Origin of the sequence: Roseobacter sp. HKCCD5988, assembly GCF_037830355.1 — a bacterium.
GTDB lineage: Bacteria > Pseudomonadota > Alphaproteobacteria > Rhodobacterales > Rhodobacteraceae > M30B80.
Genome location: NZ_JBBLYJ010000001.1, coordinates 1,270,097 through 1,294,375 on the forward strand (window position 1 = coordinate 1,270,097; position 24,279 = coordinate 1,294,375).

The following is a 24,279-nucleotide window of genomic DNA, read 5'->3' on the forward strand; positions in this document are numbered from 1 at the left end:
GTGTTGACGTATCTGGCCGTAGCATGCGCTTGGGGCCTCATTGGTGCGGGTCTGGTTTAATCCGCACCAACCGTTGCATCCGTAAGTCGGGCAATGGATTCGCCCCGACCCAGCACGAGCATCATATCAAAGACGCTCGGTGAAACTGTTTGTCCCGACAAGGCCGCACGAAGCGGTGCTGCCAATTTGCCAAGCTTGGTCTCATGCGCCTCGGCGACTGCGCCGATCAGCGTTTCAAGACCCTCACGCGTCCACGTAGCATTCTGCAACTGCGCAGTCAATGATTTCAGTATACCACGGGATACATTATCCAGCGCCCCTAAGGCCTTTTCGTCAGGTTTTATTGGTCTTTCGTTCAAAGCAAATGCGGCCTTCATCAAAAGCTCTGGCAGGGATTTGGCGCGATCCTTTGTGCAATAGAGCGCGGATTTGAGGCCATCTTTCTGCGATTGCGAAAGGGCGGGCTGACTGGCCGCTGCGAGATATGTTTCAATATCCCGCAAAAGCGCGGCATCTTCCATCTGTGCGATATGCCATTGGCAGACATTTTCGAACTTTTTGAAGTCAAGCCGCGAAGGCGATTTGCCAATGCCGCCCAGATCAAACCATTCGGTCGCTTGGGCATCGGTGAACAATTCATCATCACCATGGCTCCATCCCAGACGGGCGAGATAATTGCGCATTGCGGCAGGCGGATATCCCATCGCAGCATATTCCTCGACCCCCAAAGCGCCGTGACGCTTGGACAGTTTTTTGCCGTCTGGCCCGTGGATCAGCGGGATATGCGCCCAAATCGGTAAATCCCATCCCATTGCGTGATAAATCTGGCTTTGCCTTGCGGCATTGTTGAGATGGTCATCGCCGCGGATCACATGGGTCACACCCATGTCATGGTCATCGACCACCACCGCCAACATATAGGTCGGGGTTCCGTCCGAGCGCAGCAAAACCATATCATCCAATTGCGCATTGCCGATGGTGACACGCCCCTGAACCTGATCTTCGATGATGGTTTCACCATCACGCGGCGCGCGCAGACGGATCACAAAGGGCGCGTCAGGGTGGGTTTCAGGGGCCGCATCCCGCCACGGGCTTTGATAAAGGGTGGATTTGCCTTCGGCCCGAGCCGCCTCGCGAAAGGCTTCAATCTCGTCTTGGGTGGCAAAGCATTTATAGGCCGTGCCATTTTCCAGCATCGCGCGCGCCACTTCGGCATGGCGGTCTGCGCGCTCAAACTGGCTGATGGGTTCCCCATCCCAGTCGAGGCCAAGCCAAGCCAAGCCCTTTAAAATGGCCTCTGTCGCCTCTGGGGTCGAGCGGGCGCGATCCGTATCTTCGATCCGAAGCAGGAATTTTCCACCCCGCCCGCGCGCGTAAAGCCAGTTGAACAAGGCCGTGCGCGCGCCGCCAATATGCAAATACCCCGTGGGCGAGGGGGCGAAACGTGTGACAGGCTGGTTCATCGGCTTACCTTTCGCGGGTTTGGGTGGTGGCCCTTAACCCTTCTCTTACAAACTTACGGCTAGGTTTGGCTCTGTGTTTAGGCACTCCGCAACAGGGAGACAAGGGCGCAGAACGTGCCGATTGCAGCACCACATTCACCAATCCACATCTTGACACGCCGCCTTGGGTTTCGCGCTGTTGTTTATAACTTCCGCGCGCAAGCCCAAGATCGGTTTTTATGGGTGCCTGTCTTTTTAGCCGCAGGCATTGCAGCATATTTTGCCCTGCCTGTGGAACCTGACACGGGCACGCGCATCGCCGTTTTTGCGACGGGGTTTGTGGGCGGATTGATTTGGAACGGGCCAATACGGGCCGCCTTTCTCTTGCCCATGGGGGTGGCCCTTTGGATTTGGGGCCAAAGCCCGCGACCAGACATATTGATTGCCACTTCAGCGCGTCTTGTGGGGGTGATGGATGCGGCGGGCCTGCGTGTGCCGAGCCATGCGCGCGGCGAGGGGTTCGTGGTGGATCTCTGGCTTGAAAACAATGGGGATCGGCGACCCAACCCGAGGCGGCCGCACGACCGCTTTGGCAGGCGAAGGGGCGGGGCAGGCTGCCACCGTCAAAGGGTATCGTCTTTGGCACGGACGGGGCGAGGCGGCCTTGGCGGATGCCCTTTCTGCCTGTGGGGCAGCGGATGTTGTGATCCTTGCCGCCCGTCTAAACCCATCGGATAGTCCGGGGCCTTGCCTATTTTTTGATGCGCGCGATATGGCCCGTGAGGGCGCTGTGGCCTTGCATTTGCCCAAGGTGGCATCGGCCCAATTACCATAGAAACAAGCCGCGCATCACAGGGTGCGCGGCTTTGGTCTGGCAGGTCGCGATAAAAAGGGGGGTCAGTAAACCCGCACCAAGCCAACAAGGCGACCTTGTACCTTCACCTGACCTTCGGGCAGAACGCGGGTTTCATAGGCAGGGTTGGCCGCCTCAAGCGCGATCATATTGCCCTTGCGGCGAAAGCGTTTGAGCGTGGCCTCATAGCCTTCGACCAAGGCCACAACGATGTCACCATTCTCGGCGCTGTTGCGTTCTTCGATGATGACCATATCGCCATCATTGATGCCCGCCTCAATCATAGAGTCGCCTTTAACCTCTAGCGCGTAATGCGCCCGCCCTGCCGCCAACATGGAGGCTGGTACGCTGACGTGATGCGAGATTTCCGCCAAAGCCTCAATCGGGGTGCCGGCTGCGATGCGGCCCATCATTGGCAATTCGCTGACCCCGCGGGTCTCAACCGCTTGCGCGCGGGCGGGCGGGTCGACCCTGTCCCCCTCGATCACGCGGGGCGCAAAGCCTGCTTTGGCCCCAGTGCCAAATTTCTGCTCTAACGCATCGGGCAGTTTTACAATCTCCAGCGCGCGGGCCTTATGGGCCAGACGGCGGATAAAGCCCCGTTCCTCAAGGGCGGTGATCAGACGATGGATGCCCGATTTCGAGCGCAAATCCAGCTCATCCTTCATCTCGTCAAAACTGGGGGGAACACCGTCCTTTTGCATGCGGCGGTGGATGAATTCCAACAGGTCTAGCTGCTTTTTCGTCAACATCTCGAACGGGCCTCTGCTCATGCATCGCTTGGCGTGATGCGGTTATGTTCGATGAATGTTCTACCCTTGTTCGCCTATTTTGTCAACGCCCCTGCGATTTTAGGTGTTAAAGGCTGAGGTAATCAACAATATCGCCCGCCCTTCGCGGCCCGTCATGCGGGGGGCGGATCAACAAGGCACCCGCCTCGGCGAAAATGGTCAAGAGCGCGCTGTCTTGGCTTGTAAAGGGGGCAATATGTGGCAGCGCCCCCCCCTTTTGCGGCGCAAGGCTTGCGCGCATGTAATGGGCACGGGGGCCATTGGCGGGCAGATCAGTTGACAGTTGCGCCTGTTTGGTGCGGCGCGGGGATTTAGGTAGCCCTTGGAAGGCGCGCAATTGCGGCACCATGAAAAGATGCCCACACACCATGGCGGATACGGGGTTTCCTGGCAAACCCAAGAGGGCCGCATCCCTCATCCGCCCCGCCATCAGCGGCTTTCCGGGGCGCATCGCAATTTTGTAAAAGCTGCGCTCAAGCCCCAGATCTTGGGCCACGGCGCCAACCAAATCATGATCGCCCACCGATGCGCCGCCCACAGTGACAATCAAATCCGCGCCTTTTGCCATCTCAAACGTGGCGGCAAGGCTGTCGCGCCCGTCGCGCGCAATCGGCAAAAGGCGCACGACCGCGCCCTCAGCCTCGGCCATTGCGGCTAAACCATAGGTGTTTGAGGCAATGATTTGATCAGGGCGCGGGGTTTCCCCAGGGCTGACCAATTCATCCCCTGTGGCAATGATTGCCACCTCAGGGCGGCGATAAACCAAGAGGCGCGGCGCATTCATGGCCGCGGCCAAGGCCAGATCTGCAGAAGTCAAGCGGCGCGGTGGGGTCATCTCTGCCCCTGCTTTGAAATCAGCGCCTGCAGGGCGAATATGGGGCGCGTCATCCACTGCATTGATCACGATATGATCCTCTGCGGCGGTCACATCCTCTTGGATCACAATATGATCGGCCCCTTGCGGCAGCGGGGCGCCCGTGAAAATACGAACGGCCTCACCTTGGCCAATCTGGCCCTGCCATGCTTGTCCCGCGGGGGCCGCCCCCACCACACGCAGCCGCGCGCCAAGGCACAAATCCGCTTTGCGGATTGCATAGCCATCCATCGCAGAAGCCGCAAAGGGCGGCTGATCACGCATCGCCACAACAGGCCGCGCCAAAACCCGCCCCGCTGCATGGCGCAAGGGGATATCTTCAACCCGTAAGGGCTGCGCTAAGTCCAAACACCGCGCGAGGGCCTCACTTACGGAAATCATTGCGCCTCGTATTTCCCTGACTTGCCGCCATCTTTGAGCAGTACGCGCAGCCCGCCGATTTCCATCGCGCGGTCGGCGGCTTTGAGCATGTCATAGACCGTCAGCGCGGCGGTGGAGGCGGCGGTCAGCGCCTCCATCTCAACACCTGTCTGGCCCGTGGTTTTCACAATCGCCACGATCCGCACCCCGGGCAGGGCGCTGTCTGCCTCAAGCGTCAAGGCCACTTTTGACAAGGATAAAGGATGGCACAGCGGGATCAAATCGGCGGTTTTCTTCGCCCCCATGATCCCCGCAAGCCGCGCGACCCCCAAAACATCGCCCTTTTTCGCAGTGCCACTTTCCACAAGCGCCAATGTCTCAGGGGCCATGCGCACAAAACATTCGGCCATCGCCACGCGATCAGTTGCGTCTTTTGCAGAGATATCCACCATATGCGCCTGTCCGTCTTTGTCGAAATGGGTCAGTTTTTGCTCGCTCATGCCGCCCTCACATTGTGCCATTATAGGGGTGAGATAAGAGCGCGCTTGTGGCCGCGGCCACATCATCCGCGCGCATCAGGCTTTCGCCGATCAGGAAACTGCGCGCCCCATATTTTGCCATATCGGCCAAATCTGCAGGGGTGAAAAGCCCGCTTTCGCAGATCAAAAGCCGATCTTCAGGGGCCATGCGCGACAGGCGGCGGGTGGCCTCAAGGCTGGTCTCAAAGGTGTTGAGATTGCGGTTATTGATCCCCAAGAGGCGTGATTTCATGGCGCTTGCGCGCTCTAGCTCAGCCTCATCATGCACTTCGATCAGCGCATCCATCCCCCAATCAAACGCTGCCGCCTCAAGCTCGGCGGCTTGGGCATCACTGACAGATGCCATGATGATCAAAATGCAATCGGCCCCCCAAGCGCGCGCCTCGGCCACTTGATACGTGTCATAGAGGAAATCTTTGCGCAGCGCGGGCAGGGTGGTTGCGGCGCGTGCCGCCACCAGATAGTCAGGCGCACCCTGAAAACTGGGGGTGTCGGTCAGAACCGAGAGGCAAGTGGCCCCGCCCGCCTCATAGGCCTGTGCAAGGGCCGGCGGATCAAAATCAGGGCGGATCAACCCTTTGGACGGGCTCGCCTTCTTGATTTCAGCAATTAAACCATAGCCTTCGCGGCTGGCCTCTTGTAGCGCCTCGGCGAAGGGGCGGAGGGGCGGAGCATTGCGCGCCGCATCCTCAACCTCGCTAAGAGGGGTCGCTGCCTTTGCGGCTGCGATTTCCTCAAGCTTATAGGCTTTGATTTTTTCTAGGATCGTGGGGGTGATCATGCGGCCTCCGATGTCAGGCTTGCGATGTCAGGCGGGCAAGGGCGGTTAGTTTTGCCTTGGCCTTGCCGCTGTCGATGCTGTCGCGGGCCATCTCGACCCCTGCGCGCAGATCACTGGCGTGATCCGCAACCACAAGTGCACAGGCCGCATTCAAGAGGACCGCATCGCGATAGGCTGATGGCGCGCCCTCAAGCAGCGCGGCAAAGGCGCGGCCATTCTCCTCAGGAGAGCCACCCAAGATATCGCGCAAGGGGTGAACGGGCAGGCCTGCATCCTCGGGGTGAATTTCACCGCCTGTGATTTTTCCATCCTTAAGCTTTGCAACCTGTGTGGCCCCGCAGATCGACACCTCATCGCTGCCGTCATCTCCATGGACAAGCCATGCTTTCTCGGATCCCAAATCCTTGAGAACTTCAGCCATTGGGAAAATCAGGTCAATCGCAAAGGCCCCGGTCAATTGCCGTCTCACTCCTGCAGGGTTGGTCAAAGGCCCAAGGATGTTGAAGACGGTTTTGCATCCCAATTCTTGGCGCACGGGCATGACATGTTTGATCGCGGGGTGATGCATTGGGGCCATCATAAAGCCGATGCCAATTTCATTGATGGCACGTTCTGCGACTTCGGCACCGACCATGACATTGACCCCCAAGGCGGTCAGCGCATCTGCTGCCCCTGATTTGGACGACAGATTGCGATTGCCATGTTTGGCCACGGTCACTCCTGCGCCCGCCACCACAAACGCGGTCGCGGTGGAAATGTTCAGCGTGCCCATGCCATCGCCACCTGTCCCCACGATATCTATCGCGCCTGCGGGTGCGGACACGGCGGTGCATTTTGCGCGCATCACAGCCGCCGCCGCCGCATATTCTGAGACGGATTCACCGCGCGCGCGCAAGGCCATCAACAAGCCCCCCATTTGCGCGGCGGTTGCTGTGCCCTCGAACAGATGTGTAAATGCCGTCTCGGCTTGGGCGCGGGATAGCGGCCCTTCTGAGGCCGCAAAGATCAGGGGTTTCATTGCATCGCTCATGCAGGCACCGCTCCCTTCGTGGTGTCGATAAAGGTTTTCAGCATCGCATGGCCATGTTCCGAACGGATGCTTTCGGGATGAAATTGCACGCCCTCAATCGGCAGGGTTTTATGGCGCAGCCCCATAATCGTGCCGTCTGTTAATTCCGCTGTGACCTCAAGACAATCGGGCAGGGAGGCGCGCTCGACCACCAGACTGTGATAGCGCGTGGCCAAAAGGGGCGAAGGTAGGCCTGCAAAGACCCCGATGCCCTTGTGATGGATCTCGCCCAGTTTGCCATGCACGATTTCATGGCACTGCACGACCTTACCCCCAAAGGCCTCGCCAATGGTTTGATGCCCCAAGCACACGCCAAAAAGCGGCACGCGGGCCTCGGCGGCAGCGCGGGTCAGATCAAGGCAGATACCCGCCTGTGCGGGGTCACAAGGCCCAGGTGAAAGAACAATCCCATCTGGCCCCATGGCCAAGGCCTCGGTCACTGTCAGCGCGTCATTGCGCAAAACGCGGGTTTCTGCCCCAAGCTCGCCCAAGTAGTGAACAAGGTTATAGGTGAAACTGTCGTAATTATCGATCAAGAGAAGCATGACGGGCTCGCGGAATTGGGTGTGTTTTGGCAGATCACTCAGGCTACAAATGTTCAGAGCCGCGCCTCGGGGTCAAGGGAGGTGGGGCTGAAAACATGCGGCACTGCGCAGATTGATTGGCACAAGAGAGAGTAAAGTCGGATGCTAAAGGGGTTTTGGTCGGTGCCGTGATCGGCCCGGTGATCTCTGTGACGGGATTATTGGGCACATCCTATTTCTTAGGGCAAGACACGGGCGGGATGGTGGAGCAGGCCCAAGAGGCCGCAGCCCCCTCCCCAGATCCTGCCCCTGCCGCCGCGCCTGAGCCAGAACCACAGCCAGAACCACAGCCAGAGGCTGAGCCGCAGCCAGAACCTGAGCCAGAACGCGTGATTTGGCCAACAATCACGCCAGATGCCCCTGTTGCACAACCCGCGATGCCCCCCGTGTCGGCCTCGGCACCTATGCCAGAGCCCGAAGATCTGCCTGCGGTCGTGGTCTACGCAACGCCGTTTTCTGCACCGCAATCTGTGCCGCTTTTCTCAATCTTGCTTTATGATGATCCCGAATTTCCGCTGACCGATAGCACCTTGCAAAGCCTAACGGTGCCTGTGAGCATCGTGATTGATCCCACGCGCATGGATGCAGAGGCGCAACTGGCGCGATATCGTGCGGCAGGGATTGAGGCGGTAATAGAGGCGCGGTTTGCTGATCTTGCGGCATTCGAGGCCGCGCTCGACCGCCTGCGGCAAACTGTGGGCTTGCTTGACAGCGCAGATGGAACATTGCGCGGGGATATTTCCCTCCAAGGTCAGGTTCTGGCGCGGATGGGGGAAACGGGCCATGGGCTGATTGCAGGTGCCTTCGGCTTTGGCGGTCTTGAGCAGGCCGCCGCCCGCGATGGCGTTCCTGCCGCGCGTCTTTACCGCGTTTTGGATGACGAGGGGCGATCTGCGCCCGTCATGTTGCGGCTTTTGGATCGTGCGGCTTTTGAGGCACAGCAAACAGGCAGCTCGATTCTTTTGGGCCGCAGCTATCCCGAAACCTTGGCGGCGCTTTTGTCTTGGGGGGCAGGGCAGGCGGCTGTGAACGCAAGCTATGCGGTCGCGCCCGTCTCAGCGATCTTGCAACAGACCCTCATGCGCTAGGCGTTCTTGTCTAATCTTTGCTATGGGATTGGCCCGCGAATTGCGCGGCCTCTGCCGCAGCTTTGCGCAAGGCGCGCGATTTGTTCACGGTTTCCATGAATTCCGCCTCGGGGTCACTGTCATAGACAACGCCGCCGCCTGCTTGGATGTAAAGCTGTGCATCTTTTAAAACAGCCGTGCGCAAGGCGATACAAATATCCATATCACCGCCCGCGCTGAAATACCCGACACCGCCCCCATAAACGCCGCGCTTTTCTGGCTCTAACTCGTCAATAATCTGCATGGCGCGCAATTTGGGCGCGCCCGAGACTGTGCCTGCGGGCAGACCCGCCAAAAGGGCGGAAAGCGCATCATGCTCATCCGACAATTCGCCCACAACATTCGAAACGATATGCATCACATGGCTGTAGCGTTCGACAATGAATTCTTCGGTTGGACGCACTGTGCCTATTTTGGCGACACGACCCACATCGTTGCGGCCCAAATCCAGCAGCATAAGATGTTCGGCCAATTCTTTTTTATCGCTCAGCAAATCCGCCTCAAGCGCGCGATCTTCTTCGGGCGTTGCACCGCGGGGGCGTGTGCCTGCAATCGGGCGAATGGTGACTTGGCTGCCTTTGACCTGCACCAAAATCTCTGGGCTTGCGCCAACGACTTGATAAGGCCCGAAATTGAAGAAGAACATATAGGGCGACGGGTTCGTGCGCCGCAACGCGCGATAGAGGGCGAAAGGTGGATGCGGGAAATCCTGCGTCCAGCGCTGCGAGGGAACAACCTGAAAAATATCGCCCGCTCGAATATAGGCCTTGGCCTTGTCCACGGCGGCGAAATAGCCCTCTTTGGTGAAATTGGAAACGGACTCAACGCCAGATGTGTCTGCTTCCACCCCCAAATGGCGTTGCGCGATGGCAGGGGCCTGTTCGAGCTTGTCGAGCGCCTCTTGCACCCGCGCGCAGGCCGCCGCATAGGCGGTTTCCGCCGAAATATCCGCCGAGAAGAACGCAGGCGACACCAAGGTTACATCGCCCTTAACCCCATCTAGCACGGCAACCAAAGATGGGCGCATCATCACGGCATCAGGCAGGCCAAGCGGGTCTGGGTTCACATCGGGCAAATGCTCCACCAAACGGATCATGTCATAGCCCAAATAGCCGAATAGACCCGCTGCGGCCTGTGGCATATCGGCGGGCAGATCAATTTGACTTTCGGCCAAAAGCGCGCGCAGCGAGGTGAGGGGTGCGCTGTCGCAATCAACAAAATGATCCCGATCTTGGGCAGCGTGGCGGTTGATCCGCGCCTGTGTGCCGTGACATTCCCAGATCACATCGGGGGCCATGCCCACGATTGAATAGCGGCCGCGCAATTCCCCGCCGGTGACAGATTCAAGCATGAAACTGTCTTGGCCCGCATTGGCAAGTTTCAGCATCAGCGAAACAGGCGTGTCCAAATCAGCAGCCAAACGGGCATAGACAATCTGGTTTTTGGCTTGCGCCCAACCTTCGGCGAAGCTGTCAAAACGGGTGATTAGCGCCATGATCCGTGCCTTATGGGAAGGATGCGTGGACTTGGTTGACCACGGATTGGTTAAAGGTGAGGCCGACCGCCGATTGCATCTGGCGTCCGAAATCTTCGAATAAATCAGCCGTCAGGGACTGGCTGATTTGTTGGGTCAGGATATTGGCCAGTAGATCCGTGTCAGGGTCGGCGCGATCGGCAGGGTTGATCGCATCAAGGCGCACGACCAAGGCCTGCGCCTCACCGACGACAACCGCAATCTCGCCCGTGCGGGACAGGCCAAACACTGTTTGTACCAGCGCGTCAGGCGTATCCGCGATAAAGTCATTGCGCCGCACATCTGTCTCGCGCATCAAGCCGCCAAACCGCTCAAGGCGCCGACCCGAGGCCGCGATATCGGCGCGGATTTCTTCGGCGCGGGCCAAGAGCGCGTCTCGGGTCGCATAGATTGTCCAATCCGCGATGACATCCGCGCGCACATCGTCAAGAGGCGGCAGGGTTGGCAACACGATTTGGTCAAGCCGCAGGGCGAATACCCCGCCATCGGAGAGATCGAGAATTTCGGGGAAATCCCCGTCTTCAATCGTGTTTGTAACCGCGCGGAAAGCCTCGTACGCGGCAATGCCATCCTCTTGGCTGCCATCATAGCGGATCGTGCCAAGCACCATTTGCGTCTCATCCGCGACCTCCTCAAGGGTGGCGCCTGAGGCGAGGAGGTCGTCAAACCCTTCGCGCAGGTCAGAAATGGCGCGGCGCGCGGCATCCGCCGTGACTTCGCTGCGCAGGTCGTCCTGCACCTCTTCGAACGGGATTTCTGTCGCATCCAACACGGCATTAATGCGGAAAATTGCAGGGCCAAAGGGCGAGGCAACGGGGCCCACGAATTCCGCATTGCTTGCGGCGAAAACGGCCTCTGCCTCGGCGGCAGAGAGATCATCGCGGGTAACATCCCCCATATCGGTGTCTTCCAACAACAGCCCACGTTCGCTGACGAGGGTTTCAAAATCTGCGCTGTTGTCATTGAGCCGCGCCCAAGCGGCTTCGGCCTCTGCTTCTGTGGGGTAGACCAAACGCTCCACCAAGCGGCGCTCGGGTTGGCGGTATTCCTCAATGCGTTCCTGATAGAGGCTTTGCAGCGTGCTGTCGCTGACGGGGATATCATCCATGATAATGTTGGGCGTGATCCAGATATAGGTGATCTCGCGGGCCTCGGGCAGGGTAAAGCGATCTGGGAACGCCTCGTAATGGGTTATGATCTGCTCTTCCGTAGGGGCAGGCACGGGGGCGTCCAAATCGGCGGCGGTCAAAGGCAGATAAGAAAAGCCACGGTATTCTTGTTGATAGGCCACCAAAGGATCAACCAATGCCGCAGGCGCAGGCACGCGCCCCAAAATCGCAGATTGCAGGATGGTGCGGGCGATATCCGCACGAATTTCTTCCTCAAATTCGCCAGCACTCAAACCACGTTGGCTGAGAAAAAACTCATAGGCTTGGCGGTCGAACGTGCCATCTGCACCTTGGAAAGCGGGGATTTGCAAAATCTGGTTGGCGATCTCCTCATCCCCGATGGAGAGCGTCATCATCGCCGCCTCATTATCAAGGGCCGCGCGCGCAAAAAGGCTCTGACGCACCTGTGCATCTATGCCGTTGGCAATCAGCATCGACAGGGTCACATTTTGCCCCGTCTCCCCGCTGCGGGCACGCAATTCTTGATCTAGGGCGCGGGCATAATCTTCAGCGCTTATCTCAATATCGCCGACCGATCCCATCCGCGAGGCGCCGCCTGAGAACGACCCGATCCCAAAGCCTGCTAGGGCCACAAATAGCAGGCCAAGGATTGCCCAGACAAAAATCTTGGACAGGGATTTGCGGGCCGATTTGCTCATATGCGTGTCTCGCTTTGTTGCGCTGTGCCGATCTTGTGCCTGACAAAAGCCACCACGCGCAACCCGCGCGGGTGGCATTTACCAAATTTGTGATGAGGATTTACGCGCTTGGGGCAGGGGGGGCAAGCAACTTAGAAGGGGATTTCGTCATCCATATCGCTTGGCATGGATTGGCCCGCACCACCGCGATCCATTCCGCGATCATCTGGGAAACCGCCGCCGCTGATGCGGTCATCTCCGCCGCCATAGCCCCCGCTATCGCCATAGCTGCCACCACCACCCGATTGGTCATTGCGACCATCAAGCAAGGTCAACTCGCCACGATAGGGGCGCAAGACCACCTCGGTCGTGTAACGATCCTGCCCATTTTGATCCTGCCATTTGCGGGTTTCCAGCTGGCCTTCGATATAGACCTTTGACCCTTTGCGCAGATATTGTTCTGCAATGCGGGCCAAAGGTTCTGAGAAAATCGCCACCGAGTGCCATTCCGTGCGCTCGCGTCGCTCGCCTGTGTTGCGATCTTTCCAGTTTTCAGATGTCGCGATGCGCAAATTGCACACTTTGCCGCCATTCTGAAAGCTGCGCACCTCAGGGTCGCGCCCCAAATTCCCGACCAGAATTACCTTATTAACCGAACCTGCCATGTCATCTCTCCCATAGTCGTGGCCGCGAATCTGCGCCTTTGCGATATGTATAGACCATCGTAAATTGGTTAATGAAACCCGAATTTCATTTGCAGGCGGCGCACAAGCGCTTGGCGCTGTGGGGGATACAGGCTAAAACAGCGCAGGTTTTATGAGGTGAATGGGCCGTGAAGGTGCAGAAAGTCAGCCTGATTTCTGTGGGATTTGTCCTAATATTTGGGCAAATCTCTATGGCCTATGGCAATAGCCTTGATCGTTTCCGTTCGGCGGCACGGGTTTTGGACAGCCGCGCCTCAAGCCAATATTCCAATTCAGAACGCTTGCGCCCTGATTACGATGCGGCCCTTGGCGCGGCGATCCCGCGCTTTTCGGGGCAGGCCCCTCAGGCCTATCTTGATCTTGCCCGCAATGCGGCGCGCCGTCATGGCGTGCCTGAGGATTTGTTCCTACGCCTTGTTGCGGTTGAATCGAACTGGAACCCGCGCGCCATCAGCCATGCGGGTGCGATTGGTTTGGCGCAATTGATGCCAGATACCGCTGATCTCTTGGGGGTGAACCCGCATGATCCTGCGCAAAACCTAGAAGGGGGCGCGCGCTATTTGGCGATGCAATATCGCAATTTCCGCTCATGGCGTTTGGCCTTGGCGGCCTATAATGCTGGGCCACAAGCCGTAAACACCCATGGCGGCGTGCCGCCCTTTCAAGAGACACAAAATTACGTGCGCCGCATTTTGGGGGGTGGGTGAGCGCCTAGCTGGTCGGCTCGGCCCCCAATTCGACCAAAGCACGGCGATAGGTTTCGGCCTCGGGCAGCCCTGCATCAAGGGCAAACACATAAGCATGGGTCAAATAAAACGCGGCAGAGGCCGCACCCATATCATCGGCGGCCTTGGCATATATCTGCGCAATGCGTTCTTTATCGCCTGCCGCATGGGCCGCAAGAAGTGCGGCATCAAGCGCGGATTTTGGGGCGCTCACAATCCGCTTTCCGTGTCGTGCAACCGCTGCGCCACCCATTGGTGGAACATATGTGTCGGCCCGTCCATCGCGGGGGCAAAGCGGCCCCCATCAAACCCTGCGGCAGCACGCCCTTTTTGCATCCCCTCCACCACAAAAATATCTTCGATAAAGACATCCTTCCACAGCTTGGCGTTTTTGGCGCGCAAGTCAGGATCGGTCTTTGGGGTGGCATAGTAGAGATGCACATGCTCGCGCGTGCGGTTATGGGCGACAGGCTCTAGGATAATCGCAAAGGCATGATCGCGATGCACGCCCAGCAAGACATTGGGATAAAGCGCGATATATTCAGCGGCGGTGTCCCATGTCTGCGACAGCCCGTCAAAATCAGGAAAGCTTTGACCTTTCTCATCCTTGAGCTGGCGATAGACAAGCGTGCCTTGGCCTGAGAATCTTTGTTCTTCTTCAATGTGATAGTGATCTTCGAGGCGTGAATAGCTGTTCAGGCCCGGATGCACCCATGGCAAGTGATAGCTCTCGCAATAATTCTCGACCGCGAGTTTCCAATTCGTATTCACATCCAAGGTAAAGCAGCTGTCTTCGCCGCCATGATAGAGCGGCTTTTCAAATTCAGCCCAACGGGTGAGGGCGGCTTGGTGTTGGGTTTCAAAATCGGGGGCATCGCCCGTCAGGTTGATAAACACCACATCCCGCCAGATATGGCTGCGCACCTCTTTGAGGCCCAAGGTCGCCCGCTCAATCCCTTCATGTTGGTTTTGGCCAGGCCCGCCCACGTGGGGCGTGGCCACAAGGCGGCCATCCTTGGCATAGCACCATGAATGATAGGGGCAGCGGATCGCGCCTTCGATTTTGCGCGGCGCATCGACCAAGATCATACCGCGGTGGCGGCAGATGTTGAAAAAGACCCGCACCGCCCCTGTGTCATCGCGCAAAAGCAGCAGGGGTTGGCCCAAAAATTCAATCGGTTTTGCATCGCCATTTTCAGGCACATCGGCCCCAACGGCCAAAGCGGCCCATTGATGCTCAAGCGCCGCGCGGTTTTCACGAGCGATTGTTGCGGGGTCGGTGTAATGCGCATTCGGCAGGCCATTGGCGCGCGAAATTGGCGCAAGAACGCTGTCGAGATCGTACTTGATCAAATCATCAGGCATAGGTCTTTCCCCCTAAGAAAAGATGCGCCCCTAACGGGGATGATCTTTTTTGAAAGCTAAGGCCGCGCTGATCTTATCAAAACGCGACCTTTGAGACTATGGGAAGCGACCTTTGCGGTTACGCACCGCGCGCAATGGCAGCAACGCCTGTGCGGGCAACCTCTAATAGGCCCAAGGGGCGCATGAGATCGGCAAAGGCGTCAATTTTCTCGGGCGTGCCCGTGACTTCAAAGACGAAACTTTCCAAAGTGCTGTCCACCACATTGGCGCGGAAAATCTCGGCAATGCGCAAGGCTTCGACACGATGCTCACCCTTGCCTTTGACCTTGAACAAGGCCAATTCACGGCTGACCATCGCGCCTTCCACGGTAAGGTCATGCACCTCATGGACGGGCACCATACGCTCGAGCTGCATTTTGATTTGGTTGATCACCTGTGGCGTGCCTGAGGTCACAATCGTGATCCGTGACCGATGGCCTGCGTGATCAACCTCAGCCACAGTCAGGCTTTCGATATTATAGCCACGGCCCGAAAACAGCCCGATGACACGGGCCAGAACGCCCGCTTCGTTTTGCACCAAAACCGCAAGCGTGTGGGTTTCAATCGCGTCAGACATATGGCTGCGCAGATCATAGGCCGAATGGCTGCTAGAGCCTTTTTCGATATTGAGCGGAGACATGATTACACCCTTTACTTAGACCAAGACGCTGCCCTTGGCGTCAATCACGCCTTGGGTTTCAGCCTCGCCCAACAACATTTCATTATGTGCCTTGCCCGATGGGATCATTGGGAAGCAATTTTCATGCTTCTCAACCAAACAGTCGAAAATCACTGGCCCATCATAGGCGAGCATTTCCTTGATCGCCTCATCAAGATCATCGGGATTGTCGCACATGATACCCTTGCACCCGAACGCTTCGGCCAGTTTGACGAAATCTGGCAAGGCCTCTGACCATGAATGGCTGTAGCGTTCACCATGCAGCAATTCCTGCCATTGGCGCACCATGCCAAGACGTTCGTTGTTGAGGATGAATTGCTTGACGGGCAGGCGGTATTGCACGGCCGTGCCCATTTCCTGCATATTCATCAGCCATGATGCCTCGCCCGCCACATTGATCACCAAGGCGTCAGGATGGGCGACCTGCACCCCGATTGAGGCGGGTGTGCCATAGCCCATTGTGCCAAGGCCGCCAGAGGTCATCCAACGATTTGGGTCATCAAAACCCAAATATTGCGCGGCCCACATCTGGTGTTGGCCGACCTCAGTGGTGATGTAGCGATCCATGCCTTTTGTCAGCGCCTCAAGCCGCTCAAGTGCATATTGCGGTTTGATTGTCTTGGTTGAATTTTTATAGCTGAGGCATTTCACGGCGCGCCATTCTTCGATCTGGCCCCACCATTTCTTGACCGCTGCCGAATTCGTTTTGCCGCCGCGAGATTTCCAGATGCGCAGCATATCTTCCAACACATGGGACACATCCCCAATAATGGGGAAATCCGCATGGATTACCTTGTTAATCGAGGAGGGATCAATATCGACATGCGCCTTGAGGCTGTTTGGCGAAAACGCGTTGATGCGCCCTGTGATGCGGTCGTCAAACCGCGCGCCAATGTTGATCATCAAATCGCAGCCATGCATGGCAAGGTTGGCCTCGTAAAGGCCATGCATACCCAGCATCCCCAACCATTTTTCGCCTGATGCAGGATACGCGCCAAGCCCCATCAAGGTTGACGTGATAGGAAATCCAGTCGCCTCGACCAGTTCACGCAGCAGCTTGCTTGCCGCGGGGCCGGAATTGATCACGCCGCCGCCTGTATAAAAAATCGGACGCTCCGCCTGTTCCATGGCCTCGACCAAGGCGGTGATCATCGCGGTGTCGCCTTTGACGCGCGGGGTATAGTGATCAACCTTCGCGCGGGGCTTTTCGACATAGGTGCCTGTTGCGAATTGCACATCTTTTGGAATGTCGATCAAAACGGGGCCGGGGCGGCCTTTCGTGGCGATATGAAACGCCTCGTGAATGGTGGACGACAGATGATCTGTGTCTTTGACCAACCAGTTCATCTTGGTACAGGGGCGGGTGATGCCGACTGTATCGGCCTCTTGGAATGCGTCTGACCCAATCATGAAGGTTGGAACCTGACCCGTCAGAACCACAATTGGGATCGAATCCATCAACGCATCCACCAACCCTGTAACAGCATTGGTTGCCCCGGGGCCAGAGGTGACCAACACAACACCCGGTTTGCCCGTGGCGCGGGCATAGCCTTCGGCGGCATGCACCGCCCCTTGCTCATGACGCACAAGAATGTGGCGAATGTGATTTTGCTGAAAGATCTCGTCATAGATGGGCAGAACCGCGCCACCTGGATACCCGAACACCGTATCAACGCCTTGTTCAATCAAGGCTTCGACCACCATCTTTGCACCGGTCATCTGACGCGTCATCTGTCTTTGTCCTTCGTTGTACACTTTGGCCGCTACACGGGGCGATGTTTTATGGGGTGTTACGAATAAAAAAGCCCTCGGTGATATCCGAGGGCGCATGGGGGTTCTTATGGCTATCGTCACCGACCCACGCGCGCTGTCACTCCCACATTTACGACCACCAAATGTAGCATCCCAATCTCCTATAATCGGGTCGACATTAGGTATCCGCGGGGGGGAGGTCAACAGCGTTTGCAGGGTAGAAATTAAATAAACTGTCTTTTGGTGGCGAAAATACGCAATTTTATATCCCAGAATGGCCCTAATGGATGGTTTTCTGAATTTGACCATCCAACCTTGGGGATGATTGGCCGCTTTTGCTCTGTGATAGGACTGTGCGTTTTGGGGGGCAAGATCGGTAAAACTGCAGGTGCCCTTGCGTTTGAAAAGATTCGGAACGAGGGCGCAGATCATGGCGAGTGCACCGCTCTCAATTGTAACCTTAAGTTGATCGCTTGCGTAAAATCCATTCACCTATTCTAAAATTAGGTCATAATTTGCGATATATTTTAGGGAAAATGGCTCTTTTGGTAAAAAAATTTTACAAAATCGGGGCTTCGGGCGCGGAAATTGGTTTGCGGCGCAATTTTGTTGCTGTAGCGTGGTAGAACCTTGAAACGAAAAACTGTCGCACCAATGCGGCAGTGTCCGAATGGGAGGAATACTATGGATCGTCGTTCTTTCTTGAGAACGTCTGCCCTTGGGGGGACAGCAGCCGCAGCTTCGACTTTGGCCGCACCACTTTATGCTCAGGGCAATCGTACGCTGACATTGGTAACTTCGGTTCCTGATGGTTTCGCGATCTTTGATGACGCGGCACAAATGGCTGCCGACTACATTACTGCAATGACCGACGGTCAATTGACAGTTAACAAAAACCCAGCCGGTAGCCTCGTTGGCGCCTTCGAAGTGTTTGACGCCGTGTCCTCTGGTCAGGCTGACATGTATCACTCGGCTGATTACTACTTCTTGAACCAGCACCCGGGTTTTGCTTTCTTCACGTCAGTTCCCTTCGGCATGACGGGTCAGGAATTCGCCAACTGGTATTATAACCGTGGTGGTCACGAGCAGCATAATGAGCTTGCAGGTTTGTTTAACCTCAAGTCTTTCACCTGTGGTAACACTGCAATGCAGCCAGGTGGTTGGTTCAACAAAGAAATCAACTCGGCAGATGACCTTCAGGGTTTGCGCTTCCGCATGCCCGGTCAGGGTGGTCAGGTTCTTGGCCGCTTGGGTGCATCCGTTCAGAACATTCCAGGCGGTGAAATCTATCAGGCGCTTGCCTCTGGTCAGATTGACGGTGCGGAATGGATCGGCCCCTTCGCGGATGAGCGAATGGGCTTCCAAGAAGCAACCTCGATCTACTACACCTCAGGCTTCCACGAGCCAGGCTCTGCATTGACCTTGTCATTCAACTTGGATGTTTACGAAAGCTTTACATCTGCTCAAAAGCAAGTTGTCGATGCAGCGTGTGCGGCAACAAATTCCAAGTCGCTTTCGATGACGCTGCAAGAGAATGGGGCTGCACTCCAAAGGCTCCGCGCTGGCGGTATCCAGACAAGATCTTTCCCGGATGATGTTTGGAACGCATTTGGTGCTGCAGCTGCTGAAGTGCGCGAAGAAAACATGGGCGACCCGATCTATGCACAGATCGCAGAAAGCTACTTCTCTGCTATGCAAGAATCGGTAGGTTGGTTCGACATTGCGGATGGCGAATATATGCGCCAGCGTAACCGTGTAAACGCGGGCTAATCGCCTGAGCTTTGGCTCCTCTCCCGTGCAAACGGGGGAGGAGTTTTTACATCTCCCCGAAGCTGCCTCTCATTGCGGGACAGATCCAGAGCCAAGTGCGTGCAGAGTCCTGCGTGCTGCGGTGCTGCGAATTCTGTTGATGCAACGCCCGCTTCTGCAAGGATAGTCACATGATTGATTTCATTGTCTGGGTCTTCAACAATATCGCGATGGCCCCTTACAATCTGGCAATCGCGCTCATGAACCCTGGGTCATGGTTGGATTGGAGCAATAACGAGTCCCTCGTGCGGTTCATCTACTATGGTGCATCGGTGGAGTTTTTCTTCGTCGTTTTCACCGCCTTTTTGGTCATTACCCTTATTGGTGCGATCTGGAAGCGCCAAATGCTATGGGTGATGGTGCGCGCATTTGAGGCTATTGCCAATGGCGTTGGCCGCACAGTTGCATGGGTAGGCTTGATAATGGTGCTGCAGCAGGTAATGATCGTATTCCTGCAACGAATTTTTCAGGTCCCCGGTCTTGAGCTTGGGCCGCTTGGTATAAGCTTCACGCAGGATTTGTCATGGTTTGCGGAAGAGCTGAAGCTGTACAATGCTATGATTGTGTGCCTTTGCGTGTCTTACACCTTTGTGCAGGGCGGGCATGTGCGCGTTGACCTTTTTTACTCGGGCATGAGACACCGCGCAAAGCGCATTATCGACATGGGTGGGGCGCTGTTCTTTATGCTGCCCACAACCGTTCTGACCTATCTATATGCATGGTTTTTTATGTGGCGTCACCTTGTGGTGCCAAATCCTGCCGCCTCAAGCGAGTTGGATCGCATGATCATGCAAGCGCGTGTGTTGCGGTGGAACGTGGAAACTATCGGCTTCAGCCCCAACGGGTTTAACGCCTATTTTATCTTCAAGGTCTTGTTGGTCATCTTCTGCGTCATGGTGTTCGTCCATGCGCTGGCGGTGTTCTGGCGCGCCTTTCTCGAATATGTCGAGGGCGAAGAAAGTACTGATAAGTATCGTGACCTTGATCCGCAAGATGCAGAGACCCAAGCCTTGCATGCTGCGGGCCATTAAGATCCACGCCTAGACGTGCCTGAAGGAAAGAAAAGAAAATGATTTTTGGATTGGATGGAATTGAAATCGGTCTGATTATCGTGTTCCTGACGCTGTTTGGCGGGATCATGACAGGCTTCCCCGTTGCCTTTGCGATTGGCGGCGCGGGGATAATATCCTTTGCGGTTATTGCTGCGCTCGACTCTGCGGGATTGTTGATCCACCAAGCGATTGATACGGCCTCTGATCAGTATCGCGCCCTAGTTGACAGTGGGATTTCTCGCGAAGCTATCTCGGTCTTCCGATACCCCGAATTGCCGCGGCTTGAGGAACATCTCTTCCCCGGCGGGTGGGAAATGGCTATGGATCGCAACATTTCCTTCATCGTGAACCGCATGAACGAACGTGTGATCGCGGGTCAGTCTATCGAAACGCTTTTGGCTGTTTTGATGTTTGTTTTGATGGGGATCACGCTTGAGCGTTCTAAGATCGCCGATGACCTGCTGACAACTATGGCGCGCGTCTTTGGCCCGCTGCCCGGTGGCTTGGCGGTGTCCATCGTGATTGTGGGTGCGTTCCTTGCGGCCTCCACGGGGATCGTTGGGGCGACTGTGGTGACCATGGGCCTCTTGGCGCTGCCAACCATGTTGCGCAACAACTACTCGCCCGAACTGGCAACGGGTGTGATTGCGGCCTCTGGCACTTTGGGCCAGATTATCCCGCCCTCTATCGTGATTGTTCTTCTGGGCACATTGGTGGGTGACCTCTATGCTACGGGCCAAGAAACCCGTGCCCAAGTGGCGGGCTGTACCGATGCGCTGACCTATCTGGGCGAGCCTGCCGTTCTTTCCGTTGGCACCTTGTTCCAAGCCGCGATTTTGCCAGGTATCTTCCTGGCTTTCCTATATGCCGCCTATGCCTTCGGCTTTGCCTTGTTTAATCCAAGCAAGGCGCCTGCGGTTCGGATGGGGTCGACCAATGCCAGCCAGATCACCCGCAATGAGGCGCTGACATGGTTCTTGGCCGCGCCCGCCGCCCTTATCTTTGCCGTGGTTCTTGGGGCAAGTAGCGGTGTGATTGGCAGCCAGTCGATCTTTGTTTCCAACATGGAAAACAACAGCCGTTCCGCCAGCCTGCGCACGAATGTGAGTGAAAGCTGCCAAGCGGCGATGATTGAGTTGCATGGTCAAGAGGCATGGGATCAAGCCGTGGTTGAGACGGCCGAGATTGCAGCATCAGGTGCAACAGGCGAAACCCGCGAACTGTCCGAAGAGGAAATGGTTGCGGCTCGCGAGGCGGCGGTTGCCAATGCGGCACCGATCGGGTCTGGCGTAGCGACAATCTTTATCCTCTTGGCACTGATCCTGACCACGGCACGCGGTGTTGCGCCAAATGAAAACGCGCGTCCGTTGCTGATCGGCGCGATTGGCGTGGCCTTGGCCTTTATGGTGGATATGTTGTTCATCACGCCCGCGACCAGTTCGGGTGCGGCGTGGATCTACCTTGCCCTTCCGTTTGCCCTCACCATTTATGGCTGTCGGATTGCTATGATGCGGATGTCGCAAAACGAACTGTTGCGGGTGGTGTTCCCGCCGCTGGTTCTGATCGTTGCGGTTTTGGGATCTATCCTTGGCGGTATTTCCAACCCCACACCTGCGGCGGCTTTGGGTGCGGCAGGGGCGATCATGCTCGCCGCGCATCGTAAACTGAGCGAAGAAGACAAGAAATCAAAGATCGTGATCTGGGCGTCTTTCGCGCTGGTCATCCTGATCTTGGTGGGTGTCAATTTCGATCTGCGCATCAGCCGCTCTGAGGTGCCGCTGCAAGATTGGATTGCCTATTTCATCGCGCAATTTGCCTATCACTTCGCCTTCGGCGGGCTGCTTTACAGCTGCTATGTTCTCTATCGCCGCAGCGTTCTGACGCCTGTGGTGCGGGAAACGGCGAAAGTGACATCGATGGTGTTCACCATTCTTATCGGGTCGCAGTTGTTGAACCTTGTTCTGATCTCCTTTGGGGGCGAGCATTACATCCAACAATTCCTGCGCGCCTTCGATAATGAGACGGTCGTGTTCCTCTTGGTGATGCTGATCTTGTTTGTCTTGGGCTTTGTTCTCGATTTTCTCGAGATCATCTACATCGTGATCCCAATCGTGGGGCCTGTGATTTATGGCGGTACATTGGATCCGAAATGGGTGACCATTATGATCGCGGTGAACCTGCAGACCTCGTTCCTGACACCGCCCTTTGGATTTGCGTTGTTCTATCTGCGCGGGGTTGCCCCTGCCAGCGTGACCACACGCAACATCTATCGTGGCGTGGTCCCCTTCGTGTTGATCCAAGTTCTGGGGCTGGGCCTGTTGTGGCTGTTCCCTGACATCGTGACCATCGTGCCTGACCTTCTGCCCAACAATTAAGGGCAGAGGACAGGGTGCATGAAAAAGCGCGGCCCCCCAATTTTGGGGGCCGTTTTCGTTTGGTGCTTATACTGATGTGAAACGGGTGGGCCTCAGGGCGTGTCCTGCGAAGATTTCGCTGTCTGCGGGGCCATCAAGTCGGGCAAGGAAATCTGCGCCACTTGTTGCGCAATCGGATCAACCGACAAAGGGTGCGTCTGGTTGGAATATTCATCAGGATTGCGGATCTCCTGCCACGCGCCATAAACATATATTTCAAGGGCCGAGAACCGCGCCTTATAGGCCATTTTGTCCGACCCTGGCACCCAATAGCCGAGATAGACATAGGGCAGCCCTGCCTCGCGTGCGAGATCGATATGATCCAAGATCACATGCGTGCCAAGGGATCGGTGATCCAAATCAGGATCAAAGAAGGAATAGACAAGGCTGAGCCCGTCATCGAGGATATCGGTCAGGCAGACCGCCGCTAATCCCGCATCCTTGCCCGCATCGCGATATTCCACCACGCGCGAGCGCACGGGTGTTTCCTCAATCATCGCGGCAAATTCGAACACATCCATATCAGCCATGCCGCCATCGGCGTGGCGCGCATCTAGATAGCGGCGAAAGAGGGTGAATTGCTCTTCCGTGGCCCAAGGGGCGCGGGCATTGCGGGTCATCCCCAGATTGCGCTTTTTGGTGCGTTTTTGGCTTTTGCTTGGCACAAAATCCGCCACCCTGATCCGCGCAGAGAGACAGGCGGTGCAATCAGCGCAAGCGGGGCGATAGAGCACATTTTGCGAGCGGCGAAAGCCTTGCTTTGATAGGCTATCGTTCAATTCAGTCGCATGATCGCCCTGTAATGCGGTAAAAAGCTTTCGTTCCCGCCGATTTGGAAGGTAAGGGCAGGTTTGAGGTGCAGTCACATAGAATTGCGGTGCAATCGGTAAAGTGTGGCGCATGGATCCTCAGCGGCGAAAATTTGAATATAGCCTGCCTCAATGTAGGGGCGTGGGCAAGTAAATTGCAACCATACCGCGAAAACTGCGCGCTTATTGCGGGCGATTTATGGCGACTGTGCCTAAGAAAAGATCGTGCAGACCCTGTTTACGCGCGCCCAAAATCATCATGAGGGCAGAAATCGTTTGCGGCAGAACAAAGCCAGAGGCGAGCATGAACAAAAACGTATGCATCATCGCCTCGAAACTATTGAGCCGCGCGCCCGTTGCATTGCGCAATTCAATCGCCATGATCCGCATCCCCCATGTGGCGGATTGGCGGGCAAGGGTGAACCACCGATAGACAAAAGAAAGCGCCACAAAGAATACGGGCCAGAAAAACCACGCAAGCCCTACTGTGAAAATCCCTGTAATCAGCAAGATCACAGTGATCACCAGAACATCAATCACCGAAGCGCCAAAGCGTTTGAGCGCGACATAAGAATAAAATTCGCTTTGCGCGTAAGGATCGGGCAGGTGAGACATGATGGGTGCAACCTAATGGCTTCGAGGGAGGGTGAGAAGAACCATACCCCACCCAAAAGCGCAGGGTGGGGTAAGCGTTGCATTTATGGATCACTCGGCCTGTGGGGCCGGGGCGCCTGTTTTTGCATCACGCTCTTTCATAAAGGCGTCAAATTCGGTTTTGTCCTTGGCTTCGCGCAGACGTCCAAGAAACCCTTCAAAAGCACGCTGCTCATCCTCAAGGCGCTTAAGCGTATCGGCCTTATAGGCGTCAAAGGCGCTGTTGCCTGTGCTGCCACCCATGTGAGCATGGCGCGATTTTTTGCAGGTTTTGAACATGTCTTTTCTCCAGATCATATAAAACAAAAGGGCCAGACCTAAGGGCCAAAATAGGATGAACCATAGAACCATCGCTGCAATCCATGCAGGTTTGCCACGTTGATCCAAAAACGCCTCGGCCCGTGAGAACCAACCTTGAACAGGGGCAGGGGGCATAAGTGTTTGGCTTTGCATATGCGTTTCTCCTTTGCTGCGCAGCCGTGCCATGATGTTAATGTTAATTACATTAACACATGT

General features: G+C 56.4%; 23 protein-coding genes. 6 read left to right on the top strand and 17 right to left on the bottom strand.

The window, feature by feature from the left end; genetic code table 11:
* Positions 1 to 56: 56 nt before the first annotated feature.
* Positions 57 to 1,463, bottom strand: coding sequence for a glutamate--tRNA ligase (gene gltX / locus AAC636_RS06320; protein ID WP_340300801.1), 1,407 nt, complete (start codon positions 1,461 to 1,463; stop codon positions 57 to 59).
* A gap of 481 nt (positions 1,464 to 1,944) precedes the next feature.
* Here gltX and AAC636_RS06325 point away from each other — a divergent pair, with 481 nt between their 5' ends.
* On the top strand, positions 1,945 to 2,277 hold the full coding sequence (locus AAC636_RS06325) for a hypothetical protein (RefSeq protein ID WP_340300802.1): 333 nt from the start codon (positions 1,945 to 1,947) through the stop codon (positions 2,275 to 2,277).
* Positions 2,278 to 2,339: 62 nt separating this feature from the next.
* Here the strand turns inward: AAC636_RS06325 and lexA are convergent, their stop codons facing one another.
* From lexA to AAC636_RS06355, 6 genes are all read right to left on the bottom strand, one after another.
* Positions 2,340 to 3,047, bottom strand: a complete 708-nt coding sequence (gene lexA, locus AAC636_RS06330; RefSeq protein WP_340300803.1) for a transcriptional repressor LexA — start codon at positions 3,045 to 3,047, stop codon at positions 2,340 to 2,342.
* Between the two features lie 106 nt (positions 3,048 to 3,153).
* Complete coding sequence (locus AAC636_RS06335; RefSeq protein WP_340300804.1) at positions 3,154 to 4,341, bottom strand: molybdopterin molybdotransferase MoeA; 1,188 nt, start codon at positions 4,339 to 4,341, stop codon at positions 3,154 to 3,156.
* A complete protein-coding gene (moaC, locus tag AAC636_RS06340; protein ID WP_317654433.1) occupies positions 4,338 to 4,820 on the bottom strand; it encodes a cyclic pyranopterin monophosphate synthase MoaC in 483 nt (160 codons plus the stop codon). The genes AAC636_RS06335 and moaC overlap by 4 nt, the downstream gene beginning before the upstream one ends.
* A 7-nt stretch (positions 4,821 to 4,827) precedes the next feature.
* Complete coding sequence (gene trpC, locus AAC636_RS06345; protein ID WP_340300805.1) at positions 4,828 to 5,640, bottom strand: indole-3-glycerol phosphate synthase TrpC; 813 nt, start codon at positions 5,638 to 5,640, stop codon at positions 4,828 to 4,830.
* Positions 5,641 to 5,653: 13 nt separating this feature from the next.
* Complete coding sequence (trpD, locus tag AAC636_RS06350; RefSeq protein ID WP_340300806.1) at positions 5,654 to 6,670, bottom strand: anthranilate phosphoribosyltransferase; 1,017 nt, start codon at positions 6,668 to 6,670, stop codon at positions 5,654 to 5,656.
* The gene (locus AAC636_RS06355) at positions 6,667 to 7,254 is read right to left on the bottom strand and encodes an anthranilate synthase component II (protein ID WP_340251573.1); all 588 of its coding nucleotides are present in this window, start codon (positions 7,252 to 7,254) and stop codon (positions 6,667 to 6,669) included. The genes trpD and AAC636_RS06355 overlap by 4 nt, the downstream gene beginning before the upstream one ends.
* Before the next feature lie 116 nt (positions 7,255 to 7,370).
* Here AAC636_RS06355 and AAC636_RS06360 point away from each other — a divergent pair, with 116 nt between their 5' ends.
* Positions 7,371 to 8,381 carry a divergent polysaccharide deacetylase family protein gene (locus tag AAC636_RS06360; protein WP_340300807.1) on the top strand — a complete coding sequence of 337 codons (1,011 nt, stop codon included), beginning with the start codon at positions 7,371 to 7,373 and terminating at the stop codon, positions 8,379 to 8,381.
* A 10-nt stretch (positions 8,382 to 8,391) separates the two neighbouring features.
* Here the strand turns inward: AAC636_RS06360 and trpE are convergent, their stop codons facing one another.
* From trpE to ssb, 3 genes are all read right to left on the bottom strand, one after another.
* The gene (trpE, locus tag AAC636_RS06365) at positions 8,392 to 9,915 is read right to left on the bottom strand and encodes an anthranilate synthase component I (RefSeq protein WP_340300808.1); all 1,524 of its coding nucleotides are present in this window, start codon (positions 9,913 to 9,915) and stop codon (positions 8,392 to 8,394) included.
* 10 nt (positions 9,916 to 9,925) lie between these two features.
* Complete coding sequence (locus tag AAC636_RS06370; RefSeq protein WP_340300809.1) at positions 9,926 to 11,782, bottom strand: SurA N-terminal domain-containing protein; 1,857 nt, start codon at positions 11,780 to 11,782, stop codon at positions 9,926 to 9,928.
* Positions 11,783 to 11,913: 131 nt separating this feature from the next.
* A complete protein-coding gene (ssb, locus tag AAC636_RS06375; RefSeq protein ID WP_317654442.1) occupies positions 11,914 to 12,426 on the bottom strand; it encodes a single-stranded DNA-binding protein in 513 nt (170 codons plus the stop codon).
* Positions 12,427 to 12,656: 230 nt separating this feature from the next.
* On the opposite strand from ssb, the gene AAC636_RS06380 reads away from it, so the two are divergent.
* Complete coding sequence (locus tag AAC636_RS06380; protein WP_317655778.1) at positions 12,657 to 13,172, top strand: lytic transglycosylase domain-containing protein; 516 nt, start codon at positions 12,657 to 12,659, stop codon at positions 13,170 to 13,172.
* Between the two features lie 4 nt (positions 13,173 to 13,176).
* Here AAC636_RS06380 and AAC636_RS06385 read toward each other — a convergent pair whose 3' ends face one another.
* The 4 genes from AAC636_RS06385 to AAC636_RS06400 form a co-directional block, all read right to left on the bottom strand.
* Positions 13,177 to 13,404 carry a hypothetical protein gene (locus tag AAC636_RS06385; RefSeq protein WP_340242852.1) on the bottom strand — a complete coding sequence of 76 codons (228 nt, stop codon included), beginning with the start codon at positions 13,402 to 13,404 and terminating at the stop codon, positions 13,177 to 13,179.
* Positions 13,401 to 14,555: an aromatic ring-hydroxylating oxygenase subunit alpha gene (locus AAC636_RS06390; protein WP_340300810.1), complete on the bottom strand. Its 1,155-nt coding sequence runs from the start codon at positions 14,553 to 14,555 to the stop codon at positions 13,401 to 13,403. Before AAC636_RS06390 ends, AAC636_RS06385 begins: the two co-directional genes overlap by 4 nt.
* Positions 14,556 to 14,673: 118 nt before the next feature.
* Positions 14,674 to 15,234, bottom strand: coding sequence for an acetolactate synthase small subunit (gene ilvN / locus AAC636_RS06395; RefSeq protein WP_340300811.1), 561 nt, complete (start codon positions 15,232 to 15,234; stop codon positions 14,674 to 14,676).
* 15 nt (positions 15,235 to 15,249) lie between these two features.
* Positions 15,250 to 17,004: an acetolactate synthase 3 large subunit gene (locus AAC636_RS06400; protein WP_340300812.1), complete on the bottom strand. Its 1,755-nt coding sequence runs from the start codon at positions 17,002 to 17,004 to the stop codon at positions 15,250 to 15,252.
* A gap of 705 nt (positions 17,005 to 17,709) precedes the next feature.
* On the opposite strand from AAC636_RS06400, the gene AAC636_RS06405 reads away from it, so the two are divergent.
* The 3 genes from AAC636_RS06405 (at position 17,710) to AAC636_RS06415 (ending at position 22,261) form a co-directional block, all read left to right on the top strand.
* Positions 17,710 to 18,795 (top strand): TRAP transporter substrate-binding protein, encoded by a 1,086-nt coding sequence (locus AAC636_RS06405; RefSeq protein ID WP_340300813.1) that lies wholly within the window; start codon positions 17,710 to 17,712, stop codon positions 18,793 to 18,795.
* 170 nt (positions 18,796 to 18,965) lie between these two features.
* Positions 18,966 to 19,865: a TRAP transporter small permease subunit gene (locus AAC636_RS06410; RefSeq protein ID WP_340300814.1), complete on the top strand. Its 900-nt coding sequence runs from the start codon at positions 18,966 to 18,968 to the stop codon at positions 19,863 to 19,865.
* Between the two features lie 38 nt (positions 19,866 to 19,903).
* A complete protein-coding gene (locus tag AAC636_RS06415; protein ID WP_340300815.1) occupies positions 19,904 to 22,261 on the top strand; it encodes a TRAP transporter large permease in 2,358 nt (785 codons plus the stop codon).
* Positions 22,262 to 22,353: 92 nt separating this feature from the next.
* On the opposite strand, the gene AAC636_RS06420 is transcribed toward AAC636_RS06415, so the two are convergent.
* The 3 genes from AAC636_RS06420 to AAC636_RS06430 form a co-directional block, all read right to left on the bottom strand.
* Positions 22,354 to 23,202, bottom strand: a complete 849-nt coding sequence (locus tag AAC636_RS06420) for an arginyltransferase (RefSeq protein WP_340300816.1) — start codon at positions 23,200 to 23,202, stop codon at positions 22,354 to 22,356.
* Positions 23,203 to 23,292: 90 nt separating this feature from the next.
* Positions 23,293 to 23,724 (bottom strand): RDD family protein, encoded by a 432-nt coding sequence (locus tag AAC636_RS06425; protein ID WP_340300817.1) that lies wholly within the window; start codon positions 23,722 to 23,724, stop codon positions 23,293 to 23,295.
* Between the two features lie 90 nt (positions 23,725 to 23,814).
* Positions 23,815 to 24,216 carry a DUF2852 domain-containing protein gene (locus tag AAC636_RS06430; protein ID WP_340300818.1) on the bottom strand — a complete coding sequence of 134 codons (402 nt, stop codon included), beginning with the start codon at positions 24,214 to 24,216 and terminating at the stop codon, positions 23,815 to 23,817.
* Between the last annotated feature and the right edge of the window lie 63 nt (positions 24,217 to 24,279).

What these genes read in the sequence shown, in the direction of transcription:
- gltX (WP_340300801.1), bottom strand. Translation starts at nt 1,463, where the DNA reads ATGAACCAGCCTGTCACACGTTTCGCCCCCTCGCCCACGGGGTATTTG.
- AAC636_RS06325 (WP_340300802.1), top strand. Translation starts at nt 1,945, where the DNA reads ATGCGCGCGGCGAGGGGTTCGTGGTGGATCTCTGGCTTGAAAACAATG.
- lexA (WP_340300803.1), bottom strand. Translation starts at nt 3,047, where the DNA reads ATGTTGACGAAAAAGCAGCTAGACCTGTTGGAATTCATCCACCGCCGC.
- AAC636_RS06335 (WP_340300804.1), bottom strand. Translation starts at nt 4,341, where the DNA reads ATGATTTCCGTAAGTGAGGCCCTCGCGCGGTGTTTGGACTTAGCGCAG.
- moaC (WP_317654433.1), bottom strand. Translation starts at nt 4,820, where the DNA reads ATGAGCGAGCAAAAACTGACCCATTTCGACAAAGACGGACAGGCGCAT.
- trpC (WP_340300805.1), bottom strand. Translation starts at nt 5,640, where the DNA reads ATGATCACCCCCACGATCCTAGAAAAAATCAAAGCCTATAAGCTTGAG.
- trpD (WP_340300806.1), bottom strand. Translation starts at nt 6,670, where the DNA reads ATGAGCGATGCAATGAAACCCCTGATCTTTGCGGCCTCAGAAGGGCCG.
- AAC636_RS06355 (WP_340251573.1), bottom strand. Translation starts at nt 7,254, where the DNA reads ATGCTTCTCTTGATCGATAATTACGACAGTTTCACCTATAACCTTGTT.
- trpE (WP_340300808.1), bottom strand. Translation starts at nt 9,915, where the DNA reads ATGGCGCTAATCACCCGTTTTGACAGCTTCGCCGAAGGTTGGGCGCAA.
- AAC636_RS06370 (WP_340300809.1), bottom strand. Translation starts at nt 11,782, where the DNA reads ATGAGCAAATCGGCCCGCAAATCCCTGTCCAAGATTTTTGTCTGGGCA.
- ssb (WP_317654442.1), bottom strand. Translation starts at nt 12,426, where the DNA reads ATGGCAGGTTCGGTTAATAAGGTAATTCTGGTCGGGAATTTGGGGCGC.
- AAC636_RS06380 (WP_317655778.1), top strand. Translation starts at nt 12,657, where the DNA reads ATGGCCTATGGCAATAGCCTTGATCGTTTCCGTTCGGCGGCACGGGTT.
- AAC636_RS06390 (WP_340300810.1), bottom strand. Translation starts at nt 14,555, where the DNA reads ATGCCTGATGATTTGATCAAGTACGATCTCGACAGCGTTCTTGCGCCA.
- ilvN (WP_340300811.1), bottom strand. Translation starts at nt 15,234, where the DNA reads ATGTCTCCGCTCAATATCGAAAAAGGCTCTAGCAGCCATTCGGCCTAT.
- AAC636_RS06400 (WP_340300812.1), bottom strand. Translation starts at nt 17,004, where the DNA reads ATGACGCGTCAGATGACCGGTGCAAAGATGGTGGTCGAAGCCTTGATT.
- AAC636_RS06405 (WP_340300813.1), top strand. Translation starts at nt 17,710, where the DNA reads ATGGATCGTCGTTCTTTCTTGAGAACGTCTGCCCTTGGGGGGACAGCA.
- AAC636_RS06410 (WP_340300814.1), top strand. Translation starts at nt 18,966, where the DNA reads ATGATTGATTTCATTGTCTGGGTCTTCAACAATATCGCGATGGCCCCT.
- AAC636_RS06415 (WP_340300815.1), top strand. Translation starts at nt 19,904, where the DNA reads ATGATTTTTGGATTGGATGGAATTGAAATCGGTCTGATTATCGTGTTC.
- AAC636_RS06420 (WP_340300816.1), bottom strand. Translation starts at nt 23,202, where the DNA reads ATGCGCCACACTTTACCGATTGCACCGCAATTCTATGTGACTGCACCT.
- AAC636_RS06425 (WP_340300817.1), bottom strand. Translation starts at nt 23,724, where the DNA reads ATGTCTCACCTGCCCGATCCTTACGCGCAAAGCGAATTTTATTCTTAT.
- AAC636_RS06430 (WP_340300818.1), bottom strand. Translation starts at nt 24,216, where the DNA reads ATGCAAAGCCAAACACTTATGCCCCCTGCCCCTGTTCAAGGTTGGTTC.